We start from the raw sequence: 14,169 nt of genomic DNA, 5'->3' as shown, positions 1-14,169 counted from the left end.
ACATTTTCGCTAAGTAATCCTATGAAAACTCAAAATATCAGCAAATTAAAAAAGAACACTGCATTTGTTTACAAAAATGTAAAAGGTCAGAACAACTTCAGCACAGACCCAACTGCAAATACAATCTTAATGACCAACTCTTCAATGTCTAACATTTTCGCTAAGTAACCTATGAAAACTCAAAATATCAGTAAATTAAAAAAGAACACTGCATTTGTTTACAAAAACGTAAAAGGTCAAAATAACTTTAGCACAGACCCAACTGCAAATACAATCTTAATGACTAACTCTTCAATGTCTAACATTTTCGCCAAGTAATCCTATGAAAACTCAAAATATTGGCAAATTAAAAAAGAACACTGCATTTATTTACAAAAATGTAAAAGGTCAAAATAACTTTAGCACAGATCCAACAGCGAATACTATTTTGATGACTAATTCTTCAATGTCAAATATTTTTAAAAAATAGTTTTACACTTATTTGGAATGTCATTTTTTTTTGATAACTAGCAGTGTCAAACACCAAATAATAAGTATTATGAGAAAGAAAACAGTATTCGTTTACAAGAATATTAAAAATCAAAATAGCTTTAGTACTGATCCAACTGCAAACACTATCCTGATGACTAATTCATCAATGTCAAACATTTACAACAAGTAGTTTAGCTTCTCCCAGATTTTAACAAGCTACTTTGTATATAGGCGAAAAAAGCTTCTTTATAGCCTTCCCCAATCTGAATCATCTCGTTATTAACCAATCGTATAATATTGCCGTCAACCTTTTTAATGGCTGCCTTTGCAACGATATTTGATTTATTAACACGAATAAAAGCGTGATTTTCTAAAGCCTTTTCAATTTCTTTTAACGTAAGGTAAGTTGTGTTTGTTTCGGTTTTTGTAATTATCTGAATGTAATTCTGCAAAGCCCTAATGTATAAAATATCATCAATTAAGATATTAGAAAAAGCATACTTATGGTCGCCTTTTATGTAAAGGGCAGCAACCTGATCGGCTTCTTTAGCAGCATTTTTTGCATTACTTGCCTCTTTTTTCAGAATCCTATCAATCCCAAGCGCAAATTTCGCGAACGAAATCGGTTTAAGCAGATACTGATCTGACTGAACATCAAATGCCTGCAATGCGTAATCTGGATGGGCTGTAGTAAAAATAAGGTACTTAGCTTTCTCTCTGATATTTTTAGCAAGTTCTAACCCATTTATTCCTGGCATATCAATATCCATAAATAATAGATCGATTTCATCTCCAACACTAATTTCGGTAAGGGCTTGCACCGGACTTGTGAATGTTTTAAACACAGTTAACCCGGGCATCTCAGCTATGTGGTCAGTTAATACCTCAATAGCATGTTGTTCATCGTCAATAACAACGCATTTTAAGTTCATGATGTGTACTAAGTGTGTTTGGAATGATTTGAATGCAAGTTAGCTAAAAAAAGAATTTCTTCATATATCTGTTTGAAAAATCTTTTTTGAGTTTTAATCGACCATTTTAGTAGGTTGATGTAATATATTGCAGGGTTGATGTAAAAAAATTAACAACTTCAAGCTATTTTTTAATCTTTATTTCTGTTTGCCAAAAACGAATGATTAAAAGGAAATTTTCGCGGCTTAAATCGCATCTTTTTAATTGGAACATCTGCCTGCCCACAGTTTGTGTTGCCTGAATTTATCAGGCCATACACACTTTGGGAGTTAGGAAAAACAGAGCAAGCTGGTAAGCAAAAATATAAAAACACACACACATGGAACTTAAAGACGAGATCGGACAATTTGCCGTAAGAATTAAGAAAATGCTGCCTCAGGTTCAATCCGAAGATTTAACAAGAAATGCATTGGTAATGCCTTTTATCCAGATATTAGGCTTTGATGTTTTTAACCCTTCTGAAGTTCAATCGGAAGCAGTTTTGGATTTCGGTGTTAAAAAAAGTAAGAAAGTTGATTACACAATTATGAAAGATGGCGAACCTGCTATCCTGGTAGAATGTAAACATCACGAAGACAGCCTGGACATTAACGATTCCCGCTTATCGAAATATTTCAGAAAAACGAAAGCGAAATATGGTTTGCTTACAAATGGCTTGGAATATCGTTTTTATACCGAAAAAATGGTTCGGAGCAAAAAGAAACAGGAACCTCTTTTTGTGTTCAATATTCAAAATACTAAAGCTGCAACCATTGCCAAAATGCTCGAAGAACACAAAGATTATTTTAACGTGAAACAACAAAACGTTGCAAGCTAATTATTGCACAGACATAAAAAAAGTCCTGATGAAAATCAGGACTTTTTGTTTTATAAGCGGGTCTGAAACTACTCAGAGCCTCATTTTTTAGATTAACTCAACGCTTCTGCTTACAAAGGCAGTAAGTTCTGCACCTGTTAACATTCCCTGAGCAAGCAAGGCTAAATCTACAGCCTGTTTGGCCAGGTTACTTTGCTCTTCGCCTTCTGCTTTTAAAATTTTGCTAACTAATTTATGGTTGCCGTTAATCGCCACTTTGTAACTATCAGGCATTTGGCCATAAAAACCCATGCCGCCACCCATTGCGGCCATGTCCTTCATCCGGCGCATAAATTCATCCATTGTAATGGTAACAGGTAATTCATCAGGGTTTAAAGCAACAACTTCTACCTGCATGCCTGGTTTTGTAATGGCTTTTTCGAAAATCGTGGTTACTTCTTTTACCTGGTCTTCACTTAAAACGTGCTCATTAACCTCATCTTTTTCAATAAGTTTGTCAGCTACGCTGGAGTCAACACGTTTTATCGACGTTTTCTCTAACTTTTGTTCAAGTTGATTAATGAAGTGGTTATCTATCGGGGAATCTAAAACCAACACATCATAATCTTTCTTATTGGCCGATTGTATAAAAGCGTCTTGCTTTGATGCATCGTTAGAATACAGGTAAACAACCGTTCCATTTTTATCAGTTTGTAGGGGCGAAACCTTTTCTTTGTATTCATTTAGGGTGAAAAGTTCGTTCTTAGTATTTCCAACAAGGGCAAAATCTTTTGCCTTATCGTAGAATTTCTCTTCGCTAATCATACCATATTTAACAAATAACCCTATGTCTTTCCACTTATCTTCGAAAGATTTACGGTCTTTGTTAAACAATTCCGATAATTTATCAGCTACTTTTTTAGTGATGTAGTTGTTGATTTTTTTAACGTTGCTATCTGCCTGCAAGAAACTACGCGAAACATTTAATGGAATATCCGGTGAATCGATAACGCCATGTAAAAGCATCAGAAATTCTGGAACAATGTCTTTTACCTCATCTGTGATAAATACCTGGCGGGAATACAACTTAATTTTGTTGCGTTGCATTTCGAAATCGTTTTTCAACTTAGGGAAATACAATACGCCGGTTAAATTGAAAGGATAATCTACGTTTAAGTGAATCCAGAATAATGGTTCTTCACTAAATGGATAAAGCTCGCGGTAGAAACTTAAATAATCTTCGTCTGACAAATCTGCAGGCGCTTTAGTCCATATTGGATTTGTGGTGTTAATGATGTTGTCAACCTCTACATCCTTAAACTTTTTCTTTCCTTCTTCATCTTCACCATCTTCAACTGATTCTGTTTTGTTACCAAATTTTATAGGTACAGGCAAGAATTTGGCATATTTATCAAGAATTTCCTGCAATTTCGATTCTTCCAAAAATTCTTCAGAATCTTTATTTATATGTAGGATAATATCGGTACCACGCGTTGTTTTTGTACCTTCAGTAATTTCGAATTCTGTGCTTCCATCGCATACCCAGCGAGCTGGTTCTGCACCTTCCTGATACGATAAAGTTTGAATTTCAACTAAATCTGCAACCATAAAAGCAGAGTAGAAACCTAAACCAAATTTACCAATAATTTCATTGGCATCTTTAGCGTCTTTAAATTTCTCTACGAATTCACTTGCACCAGAAAAGGCAACCTGATTGATGTATTTTTTAATTTCTTCGGCTGTCATACCCAAGCCATTATCACTAATGGTAATGGTTTTTGCTTCTTTATCAACTGCTACCTGTACTAAAGGCTGGCCCACTTCGCCATTAAACTGACCTAATGAACCTAGTCTTTTAATTTTCTGGACTGCATCTACTGCGTTAGAAACTAACTCCCGAAGAAAAATCTCGTTATCAGAGTATAAAAACTTCTTAATTATCGGGAAAATATTCTCGGTATGTATCGAGATGTTTCCTTTTTCTTGTATGCTCATATGTAATAATTGTTTAATCTAAACCCTGCATATCAAGGCTTGTTCCAAAGCCTTCGCTTTGCCAAATTGACAGTATTGTTTGGGGTAAAAAAAAAGCCAAATGCAATATGCATTTGGCTTTCATTATTTTTTATAACAAGACTTAATTCATTAAAAAGCTAGGCTCACTTTCTTCAAGCGACAGAATTTTACTGATTTTTTTAAGCAACACATCCATTTGGAATGGCTTCGAAAGAAAATCGTCCTGACCATAATTCAATGTTGTAAAATCTTTAGGGTCGTATAAGCCTGATATTAAAAGAATTGGAATTTTTGATGTTGAATCTATAGATTTTAACTGCTCACACAAAACCCTGCCATCAATATGGCCTAAGGAAATGTCTAATAAAATTAAATCAGGTTTAAAGCTATCAATTCTATCGAAAACTTCTTCGCCATTATTAAGCGCCGAAACCTTAAACCCTCCAATTTCAAGTATTAACTGTATGGTTTCTAAAACCTCAATGTCGTCATCAACTACCAGTATTCTCTTCATATTATTTAGCATTTTATCCGCTTTGTAATTATAACAAAATGTTTGTGGTTATGTTTAATATGTTTTAAGATTTTGTTAATTTTTAAAATAACGCTTTACTGCACTAAATGGCTTGTTTAACAATGCCTTCTTTTTGCAAAATAAAGTTGTAAAGCTCCTCAATTGGCTTCTGTAAAATCTTGCCTGTTTTTATTCCGTTCTCAGTCAAAACCTCTTTCAAAATATCCTGATAATAGTATGCTATCGAACCAACAAAGTGGCAGGGAAGCGATTTGTAGTTTGGATAATCTTTCACGTTAGTATCTACAAATTCCTGAAATCCTTTCTTGAGAATGTCTTTAACGAAAGGGTGTTCGTGGTTATTTGCTAAAAAACGACTAAAACCTGCAAGGTAAATGTTGGGAAATGGCTTTTGGTAAACGTTTGTAATAATTTGCTCTTTTTCTGCCGGAAAAGTCTTTTTAAACTCGGCCTCTAAATCAGCAGGCATTTTCTTGTAAAGATAACTGAGCAAAACTTTTTTACCGAAAAATGTACCCGAGCCTTCATCGCCAAGTACGTAGCCTAAGCCATGATGACCATCGTGAATCTTTTTCCCGTCGAAATAGCAAATGTTGGAACCTGTACCTAAAATACAGTTTAAACCTTCAGTATCTCCGCAGGTGGCATAAACTGAACCTAGTAAATCATGTTCAACAGAGATAAATGCGCCAGTGAAAACAGCAGATAATCCGTTAGAAACTACCTCATGTTTATCGGGAGAAGAACAGCCTGCGCCGAAGAAGTAAATTTCTTTAACATCTTTCGCCAATGGTGCGATAACCTCGTTTTTTAAAATTATGCGGGTAATATCTTGTTCATTCAAGAAATAAGGATTTATTCCCTGGGTGTTAAATTTAATGGTTTCTCCATTAAGATAACCCATCCAATCGGTTTTTGATGAGCCACTATCTGCAACGAGTATCATAAGATTAAATATAAAAATTAATTAGACAAATTTATGTTCCCGCTGATTTCTTTTAAGGTAATTTCTGCGAGCTTTGCCTGGTATTGCATTTCGATAAAACGATTTTGTGCATCAATTGAGTTGCGCTGTGCCTCTCTTAACTCTAATGGTGCAATGCTTCCTAAACGATACTTAGCTAAAGTGATATCAAGATTTTCTTTTGCGATATCGACATTTCTCTGCTCAAGTTTTACTAGATCGAGGTAGGTGCTGTAATTTTGATAGGCCGTAAGCAATTGCGTGCTTACATCCAGTTTCGTTTTGTCGAGATTTAAAGTTGAGTTTTCTATGTCGATTTTTGCGTTTCGTTCATTTTGACGTTGTAAAAAGCCGTTAAACAGATTAAGGCTTGCTGTTAACCCATAAGTAAACCCATTGGCCGCAAATTTCTGGTTAAAGCCCGTTGGCGATGTGCTATTGGTTCTGCTATAGCCTGAATTTAAACTTACAACGGGATAGCGTGCGCCTTTAATCGCTTTAAGATTTAATGATGCAACCTTTTGATTTATAAAGGCATTCTGCACATTTGGATTCTGCTTTCCTGCCAGTTCGGCCAATTGGCTGTAAACCAATGCCTGGTCAATATCGATATTGTTATCAACTGAAAAAGTTAGATTAACATTTCTAACCATTAACTGATTCAAGCGAACCTTGGCAACCTGAAGTGCATTTTTTTGCTGCAGATAATTTGAAGTATCCGTATTGTAATCTACCTGTGCGGTTAAAACATCAAGTTTAGATCCTCTGCCTAACTGGAGCTTCGTTTTGGCGATGTTCTCTCTAAACACAGAAATATCAATTGCGCTATCGGCCGCGATAACCAGTTTCTGATTTCGTACAACATCGTAATAGGCTGTAATAACATCCGAAACGGTAGTTAAAATGGCTAGGCGAGACGTTACTTCGCCCTGTTTTTGTAATTCTTTTAAACGGTCATAATTGGCAAACATGGTAAAGCCATCAAAAATAGTCCAGTTCAAATCAGCACCAATATCATTATTTGTGCTCTTTGCGCCAGTTATAACCCTATCAGGTCCTGTAGCAGGCGTTTGCCGCGTGTTTTGATAGCTGCCGCCATTTGAATAAGTGCCTGTTAAGTTGGGCAACATACCGGCATTGCCGATATTGGCGTTGTTTTTAGCGATGCTAAGGTTATTCTTGCTTATTTTAATATCGTAATTATTTTGCATTGCAATGGAAATAGCCTCTTGCAGGGTCAATTTTTCCTGCGCTTGTGTGGCAAAAGAAAAAATGCCCATCAACAACACAAATATGTTTATTTTTTTAATCATCATATTTATTTTACGCCTTCTAAAGCTTCATGCTCGAAACGCTCAGCTTCCTTCAAATCTCGGTTTGGTTTATACGGCTTTGCCCAGTAAGAATAAATTGCCGGGATAACGAACAAAGTCAAAACCAGAGAGAACATTGTTCCACCAACGATAACGGTTCCCATACTCATTCTGCTCTTTGCTGCAGCACCAAGTGCTAAAGCGATTGGCAAAGCGCCTATTGCGATGGCCAAACTGGTCATTAAAATTGGTCGCAAACGCGATACTGCTGCCTCTCTTATGGCTTCCGGAATAGGAATTCCTTTTTCTTTGAGCTGATTTGCGAACTCGACGATTAAAATACCATTTTTTGTAACCAAACCGATTAACATAATGGTACCTATCTGGCTGAAAATATTCCAGCTTTGGCCACAAAGCCATAACGAAAGGAATGCGCCGGCAACCGCCATCGGCACAGTAAGAATAATAATAACCGGATCTTTAAAGCTTTCGAATTGTGCCGAAAGAATAAGATAAACCAATAGTAAGGCCAGGCCAAACGCGAAAAATGTATTCGATGAGCTTTCTTTAAAATCCCGTGATTCTCCACTCAAATCGGTCGAAAAGGTTTCATCCAATACTTTTGCTGCAATCTGGTCCATCGCATCAATCCCTTCACCAATACTTTTGCCCGGAGCAAGGCCAGCAGAAACGGTTGCCGAAATAAAGCGGTTGTTTCTATATAACTGCGGCGGACTGCTTTCTTCTTTCGCAGTAACTACGTTATCCAGTTGAACCAGCGTTCCATTATCACTTCGAACATACACCGAGCTTAAATCCAGTGGGTCTTTGCGGTCACTTCTATCAAACTGGCCGATAACCTGATACTGCTTTCCGTTCATGAAGAAATATGAAAAGCGCTGACCGCTTAAACCAAGATTTAATGTTTGCGCAATTGCAGATATGGAAACGCCCAGGTTCTTAGCTTTGTCTCTGTCAATTGTTAAGTTAATTTCCGGTTTATTAAATTTGAGATTTACATCAGAAACCGTAAAAGTTGGGTCTTTACTAACTGCATCCATAAACAATGGCACTTTTTCACGAAGTTTTTCAAAGTTCTGTGCCTGAATAATGTAGCTGATTGGTAATCCCCCGCGGCGGCCAACCGAAATTGTAGGCTGCTGGTTAACGATTGTTTTCCCTTCGCTATACTTTTTAGTTATTTTGGTTAACATATCGGCGATCTCCTTTTGAGAGCGTACCCTGTCTTCAGGGTTTACCAATCCCATTCTAACAAAACCGGAATTGGTTGAACCGGCGCCTCCAAATCCCGGAGAGGTAATGGTGATGTTCACATTTTTTTCCGGCACAGAATCGATTACCATTTGATTAATTTTCATGATAAACTTATCCGTGTAGGTAAATGATGAACCTTCAGGTGTGGTTACGTTAATGTTTATCGCACTTCTGTCATCGTAAGGAGCTGTTTCTTTCGGCAAAATTTTCCAAAACAGAAAAATCATACCCATACAAACCACAATGATTGGGATTGATAGCCATCGCTTATCTAAAAATTTATTCAGGTTTGATTCATAAGCTTCGTTTAATTTCACAAAGTAGGGCTCTGTCCAGTTGTAAAATTTCGATGGCTTATGTCCGCCTTTCTTCATCAGGTAGGCATTAAGCATCGGTGTAAGCGTGAGCGATACGAAAGCCGAAACCAAAACGGCAGCCCCAATTACCACTCCAAATTCTCTAAACAGCCTTCCTACAAAGCCTTGTAAAAATATCACCGGTAAAAAAACTGCAGCAAGGGTTATTGAAATTGAAATTACAGCGAAGAAAATTTCGTTTGATCCTTTTATTGCTGCCTCAAATGGCGACATGCCTTCTTCAACCTTCTTGAAAATATTTTCCGTTACCACGATTCCATCATCAACCACCAAACCAGTGGCCAATACAATTGCCAGTAAACTCAGTACGTTTATAGAGAAACCAAAAGCGTACATTATAAAAAAGGTAAAAATAAGAGAAACCGGAATATCGATTAACGGTCGGAATGCAATTGCCCAATCTCTAAAGAAGAGATAAATAATTAAAATTACCAGCACCAAAGATAAACCTATTGTTTCGGCAACTTCGGTAACAGAACGTTTGATAAAAAGTGTGGTATCTAAAGCAACTTTCAGTTTTATATCTTTCGGGATATCTGCTTTCAGCTTATCAAAACGCTTATAAAACTCTTTGCTAATATCCAGGTAGTTTGCTCCCGGTTGTGGTATTATAGCAACTGCAACCATTGGAAGGCCGGATTCCCGTAAAATTGTTTCTTCGTTTTCAGGCCCTAAAACTGCATAGCCAACATCTTTTAGTTTAATAACCTGGTTGCTGTCTGTTTTTAAAATTAGGTTGTTAAATTGCGTTTCGTTGGTTAGTTTTCCTAATGTTTTTACAGTAAGTTCTGTCGTAGCACCGGTAATCTTTCCCGAGGGCAACTCCACGTTTTCATTATCCAATGCGGTTACAATATCCTGAGAGGTTAATCCATAAGCACTCAGTTTGTTTGGGTCCATCCAAATACGCATGGCATACTTTCGCTGTCCCTGAATCTGCACGCTACTTACGCCTGGAATCGTTTGAATCCTATCGGCGATTACGTTTTCCGCAAAATCACTTAATTCCAAAGTATTTCGTTTATCACTCTGGATGGTCATCGATAAAATCGCATCCGAGTTGGCATCGGCTTTACTTACTGTTGGCAAACCATCAATATCTTTTGGTAAAGTTCTGGCGGCTTGCGAAACTTTATCCCGAACATCATTGGTGGCTTCTTCGATATTTTTATCAAGGTTAAATTCTACCGTAATGTTACTTGTTCCCTGATTACTGGAAGATGAAATGTTCCTGATGCCATCAATTGAGTTAATCGATTTTTCTAGTGGCTCTGTTATTTGCGATTCGATAATATCCGAATTTGCGCCCGGATAGGATGTTCTTACCGAAACAACCGTGGGGTCAATAGAAGGGTATTCACGAACACCCAAAAAATTATAGCCTATTATCCCGAAGAGGACGATAAGCAGGTTCATAACTATGGCAAGAACCGGTCTTTTTATACTCGTGGTTGAGATACTCATAATTATTCTTTAACCAAATGAACTTTAACAGGCGCATCTTTTTTCAAAGCCATAGAACCGGTGGTTAACACGGTATCGCCAGCCTTTAAGCCTGAAGTGATAACGATGTTTTCATCGGTCCTGGTTCCTGCTTCAACTTTAACTTCCTGTGCTTTGCCATCTTTTTGTACGTATACAATTTTCCCTTTCAACACCGGAATTACAGCTTCATTTGGAATAAGGATAGCATTTTGCAAGGTATTTAATGCCAGTTTTATTTTAGCAAAGGAGCCAGGCAGCAAATCATTCTCGCCATTTGGTGCTAAAGCACGTATTTGTAATGTTCTGGTTGCAGTATTTATTCCAGGTTCAATTGCATAAACTTTCCCCGTATTTTGTTTTGATGAGCCATCGGTAGTAAACGAAATTTCTGAGCCGATTTTAATCTGGCCCGCATATTTTTCGGGAACGGAGAAAGTGATTTTTACCGGATTTGTGCTTACCAGATTTGCAATAACCGTGCTCGGCGTTAGATAGGTGCCTGCAGAAATACTGCGTAAGCCGATTCTACCACTAAACGGCGCACGGATAGTTGTTTTAGCAAGTTGTGCCCTTATCAAATTGGTTTGAGATTGAAAAGACCTTAAATCTGCAAGTGATGTGTCATACTCTTCCTGACTGATTGCACCCTTAGCCAAAAGTTGTTTTGCACGGTTTTCGTTAGTTCCCGATAGTTTTTGCTTTGTTAGTGCATCTTGCAATTGCGCCTGAATGTCTCTATCGTTTACCTTAACCAAAACACTTCCTTTTGATACATTTGTGCCCTCCTTAAAATAAATACCAGTAACAAGTCCTGAAACCTCGCTTTTAAGTACAACAGATTCGTTCGCTTCAATTGCTCCGGTAACTTCCAGGTCGTTATCGAATTTCGATAGTTTAACAACAATACCGTCTACAACCATTGGAGGAGCGCCCTTACCATCTTTGCCACCTTTCCCTTCTTTTCCGGCACCAGGGGCGCCACCTTTACCCTCTAATTTTTTGTTTGCATTTATTCGGTAATAAACCAGATAGGCCAGGCCCAGCGCCAAAACAATGTAAATAATGTATCTTTTTTTCATTTGTATGTGTGTAGTCGTTTTTATGGGAACATCAATTTTTAAAATGTAACCAAAAAAGCTTGTAAAAATATTCAATTAGTTTAATCATAAATTTGTTGTATTAAGGATGTTACAGCCTGTTTCCTCAAAATATTGCTCAAACACATTTTCTCACGTTGCTTATAAATTAGTAAACCAGATTAATAAAATCTTCCTTGTATTAATTATTTTACGCCTCTATACCGAATAAAATTTTAAAGCAAGGTGATAAAATATAAATTTGTGGCAAAACACATTTATATGTTTATTAAAAAATCGATATTAGGTTTAGTTGTATTACTAACAAGCATTATGGCAGCGAAGGCGCAGGTTAAAATAGGTTTCGAGGTTTCCTTTAAAGAACCTCAGGCGCATTATGCCGAGGTGCAAATGAATATTTCCGGATTGGCAAAAGATTATGTAGATGTTAAAATGCCCGTTTGGACCCCCGGTTCTTACCTTGTACGTGAGTTTGAAAAGAGTGTAGAAGGATTTACTGCATCAGCCGCCGGAAAAAAACTTAAGGTAGAAAAAGTGAGGAAAAACATTTGGAGAGTTTTCTCAGCGAAAGCAAATGATATTAAAATAAACTACCGTGTGTACGCTTTCGAAATTTCTGTACGAACTGCTTTCATAGATGAGTCTCACGCATTTTTATCGCCAACAGGTATTTTTATGCATCCCGCTGGCATGATAAAATCTCCAAGTACCGTAAAAATTATTCCATATAAATCGTGGACGAAGGTTTCGACAGGCATGCCTTTGGTAGCCGGTGAAACTTTTACTTATAAAGCAAGCGACTTCGATATTTTATACGATAGTCCAATCGAAGTTGGCAATCAGGATACATTTGAATTCATGGCTTCTGGCGTTCGCCATGAAGTTGCCATGTATGGCGGCGGTAACTACGATAAAGAAAAGCTGAAAGTAGATATGGCGAAAATTGTGGAACAGGAAACTGCAGTTTACGGCGAAAATCCCAATAAATACTATTTATTTATCGTGCATAATTTCGCTCGTGGTGGTGGCGGTTTAGAGCATTTAAACTCAACTACACTGGGTGCCAGTAGGAATGCATATAGTACAGATGCTGGTTACAAAGGCTTTTTAGGTTTAGTTGCGCATGAATACCATCACCTTTGGAATGTGAAACGCCTACGCCCGGTTGCCCTGGGCCCATTCGACTATGATAACGAAAATTACACTACAAATCTTTGGGTTGCCGAAGGTTTTACATCGTACTATGAGAATAAATACATTTTAAGGTCAGGTTTTAGTGATCCTAATGGATTTGTTAATGCGCTTGCAGGCGGAATTGCAACGGTTCTGAATACACCTGGTGCAAAAATTCAATCTGCATCAGCATCTAGTTACGATGCATGGATTATCGGTTATCGCCCCAATGAAAATTCAAAAAATAACTCAATCTCTTACTACAACAAGGGCGAGGTTATCGGTATTTTAATGGACCTGGAAATTATTAATGCAACGAAAGGCGCAAAAAGTTTGGATGATGTGATGAAAGCCATGTATTTGCAATGCAAAACCCTTAAGCGTGGTTACACAGATGCGGAATTTAAGGCGATGGTTGAGAAGATTTCTGGTATCAGTTTTACAAATTTTTGGGCGAAATATGTTAACGGGGTTGATGATGCAGAATATGTAAAGTACTTTGGTTATGCGGGCGTTAATGTTTCAACTGAAAATGCTACGCCGGATAAACCAGTAACGGGTGCAGCTGCACAACTCGGCAACGATGGTTTAACAGTTACCTCTACCACCCGAGCTTCTGCAGCCTGGGATGCTGGCTTAAATGTTAATGATGTTATCATTTCGCTTGATGATACTTCTGTAAGCGATGCCTTGAGTAACATAAAATTACGCTCGCCAATGGTTTCGCTCGAAGTTTTACCATTGTTAGCTAAGAAGAATATTGGCGATACATTAAAACTGAAGGTAAAACGCGATGGAGTTGAAAAGGAAATCAACCTGATTTTAAAAGCAAATCCTAGTGTTCGCCTTAAAGCCACAATTGATGAAAATGCATCAGCTGCGCAAAAAACTGTACTAAAAAAATGGATGGGTATTTAATTCAAAATTGATACCTGCCAACAAAAAAGCCCGCCCGAAAAATTTTTCGGGCGGGCTTTTTTTATTTATTTGAGGCTTAAAAAGTGTATCTAAAGCCGAGTCCAAAACGACCAGCGTTAAAGTCGCTATCATTGTCGCCAATGTATAATCTTGGTCTCCAATCTAAAGCCAATGCTAATGGAGCACCGTTAAATTTGTAATCTAAACCAGCCATAGGTACCAGATAAAAGCTAGAACCTCCATCATACAATTGAATTGACGGACCACCACCGGCATAAAAATCTAAACCTGCAGCGCCTTTAATAGGGGTGTTATATTGAAGAAATGCCTGTATAATTGTAGAGTTTCCACCAAACAAAACCTCACCCTGAACTGCACCTTTTCTACTGAAGTGATGTCTTAATGAAGGACCAACAAGCGTTGCACCATCACCAAAATCGAGGCCTAAACCCACGCCTGTTTTGTAATTTTGAGCTTTAACTTCTGTAGTACTCACTGCGAATAAGGCCGCACATCCGAAAATAGTAAAAAGTAATTTTTTCATAATCTAAATATTTGTTAACGTTTTCTAATTAATATCTGCCTAACAACTTTAGTGCCGATTATGTTTTTAAGGTAAAAATTCAGATGGATAAAAACAATGCTTGCATAGTAATTTTGGAATTGCTAAGTTTAGTAAAATTTTCAAACCGCATTCAAATAAGTGTTCAGGAATCGGTATTTTTTTTCCTGTTTTTCAACTTAAGACGCTGATCTTTATGTTTGATTTTTTAACTT

10 protein-coding genes are annotated in these 14,169 nt (G+C 37.3%); 2 read left to right on the top strand and 8 right to left on the bottom strand.

Translation table 11 applies throughout. From position 1 onward, the window contains the following. Positions 1–662: 662 nt before the first annotated feature. Complete coding sequence (locus tag AC0IWT_RS14140; RefSeq protein ID WP_056869639.1) at positions 663–1,403, bottom strand: LytR/AlgR family response regulator transcription factor; 741 nt, start codon at positions 1,401–1,403, stop codon at positions 663–665. A gap of 359 nt (positions 1,404–1,762) precedes the next feature. Between AC0IWT_RS14140 and AC0IWT_RS14135 the strand changes: the two genes are divergently transcribed. Further along, entirely contained in the window at positions 1,763–2,260 is a 498-nt protein-coding gene (locus AC0IWT_RS14135; RefSeq protein WP_056869640.1) for a type I restriction endonuclease, read from the top strand. Positions 2,261–2,347: 87 nt separating this feature from the next. Here AC0IWT_RS14135 and htpG read toward each other — a convergent pair whose 3' ends face one another. From htpG to AC0IWT_RS14105, 6 genes are all read right to left on the bottom strand, one after another. After that, complete coding sequence (htpG, locus tag AC0IWT_RS14130; protein ID WP_471797644.1) at positions 2,348–4,234, bottom strand: molecular chaperone HtpG; 1,887 nt, start codon at positions 4,232–4,234, stop codon at positions 2,348–2,350. 142 nt (positions 4,235–4,376) lie between these two features. Beyond that, positions 4,377–4,769, bottom strand: coding sequence for a response regulator (locus AC0IWT_RS14125; RefSeq protein ID WP_056869641.1), 393 nt, complete (start codon positions 4,767–4,769; stop codon positions 4,377–4,379). A 103-nt stretch (positions 4,770–4,872) separates the two neighbouring features. Beyond that, positions 4,873–5,736, bottom strand: coding sequence for an N-acetylglucosamine kinase (locus AC0IWT_RS14120; RefSeq protein WP_471797643.1), 864 nt, complete (start codon positions 5,734–5,736; stop codon positions 4,873–4,875). A gap of 17 nt (positions 5,737–5,753) precedes the next feature. After that, the gene (locus tag AC0IWT_RS14115; protein ID WP_471797642.1) at positions 5,754–7,070 is read right to left on the bottom strand and encodes a TolC family protein; all 1,317 of its coding nucleotides are present in this window, start codon (positions 7,068–7,070) and stop codon (positions 5,754–5,756) included. 2 nt (positions 7,071–7,072) lie between these two features. Continuing rightward, entirely contained in the window at positions 7,073–10,183 is a 3,111-nt protein-coding gene (locus tag AC0IWT_RS14110; RefSeq protein WP_471797641.1) for an efflux RND transporter permease subunit, read from the bottom strand. A 2-nt stretch (positions 10,184–10,185) separates the two neighbouring features. After that, the gene (locus AC0IWT_RS14105; protein WP_471797640.1) at positions 10,186–11,283 is read right to left on the bottom strand and encodes an efflux RND transporter periplasmic adaptor subunit; all 1,098 of its coding nucleotides are present in this window, start codon (positions 11,281–11,283) and stop codon (positions 10,186–10,188) included. Positions 11,284–11,562: 279 nt separating this feature from the next. Here AC0IWT_RS14105 and AC0IWT_RS14100 point away from each other — a divergent pair, with 279 nt between their 5' ends. Further along, entirely contained in the window at positions 11,563–13,392 is a 1,830-nt protein-coding gene (locus tag AC0IWT_RS14100; protein ID WP_471797639.1) for a M61 family metallopeptidase, read from the top strand. 76 nt (positions 13,393–13,468) lie between these two features. Here the strand turns inward: AC0IWT_RS14100 and AC0IWT_RS14095 are convergent, their stop codons facing one another. Then, positions 13,469–13,936: a hypothetical protein gene (locus AC0IWT_RS14095; protein WP_056869644.1), complete on the bottom strand. Its 468-nt coding sequence runs from the start codon at positions 13,934–13,936 to the stop codon at positions 13,469–13,471. Positions 13,937–14,169 lie beyond the last annotated feature (233 nt).

This window comes from Pedobacter sp. AC464 (genome assembly GCF_979253075.1).
The sequence above is the reverse complement of the archived record's forward strand: the minus strand, read 5'-3'. Positions and strand labels throughout refer to the sequence as shown.

Bases quoted from the DNA above. Each gene is read 5' to 3' on its own strand.
- AC0IWT_RS14140 (WP_056869639.1), bottom strand. From the start codon at position 1,403: ATGAACTTAAAATGCGTTGTTATTGACGATGAACAACATGCTATTGAG.
- AC0IWT_RS14135 (WP_056869640.1), top strand. From the start codon at position 1,763: ATGGAACTTAAAGACGAGATCGGACAATTTGCCGTAAGAATTAAGAAA.
- htpG (WP_471797644.1), bottom strand. From the start codon at position 4,234: ATGAGCATACAAGAAAAAGGAAACATCTCGATACATACCGAGAATATT.
- AC0IWT_RS14125 (WP_056869641.1), bottom strand. From the start codon at position 4,769: ATGAAGAGAATACTGGTAGTTGATGACGACATTGAGGTTTTAGAAACC.
- AC0IWT_RS14120 (WP_471797643.1), bottom strand. From the start codon at position 5,736: ATGATACTCGTTGCAGATAGTGGCTCATCAAAAACCGATTGGATGGGT.
- AC0IWT_RS14115 (WP_471797642.1), bottom strand. From the start codon at position 7,070: ATGATGATTAAAAAAATAAACATATTTGTGTTGTTGATGGGCATTTTT.
- AC0IWT_RS14110 (WP_471797641.1), bottom strand. From the start codon at position 10,183: ATGAGTATCTCAACCACGAGTATAAAAAGACCGGTTCTTGCCATAGTT.
- AC0IWT_RS14105 (WP_471797640.1), bottom strand. From the start codon at position 11,283: ATGAAAAAAAGATACATTATTTACATTGTTTTGGCGCTGGGCCTGGCC.
- AC0IWT_RS14100 (WP_471797639.1), top strand. From the start codon at position 11,563: ATGTTTATTAAAAAATCGATATTAGGTTTAGTTGTATTACTAACAAGC.
- AC0IWT_RS14095 (WP_056869644.1), bottom strand. From the start codon at position 13,936: ATGAAAAAATTACTTTTTACTATTTTCGGATGTGCGGCCTTATTCGCA.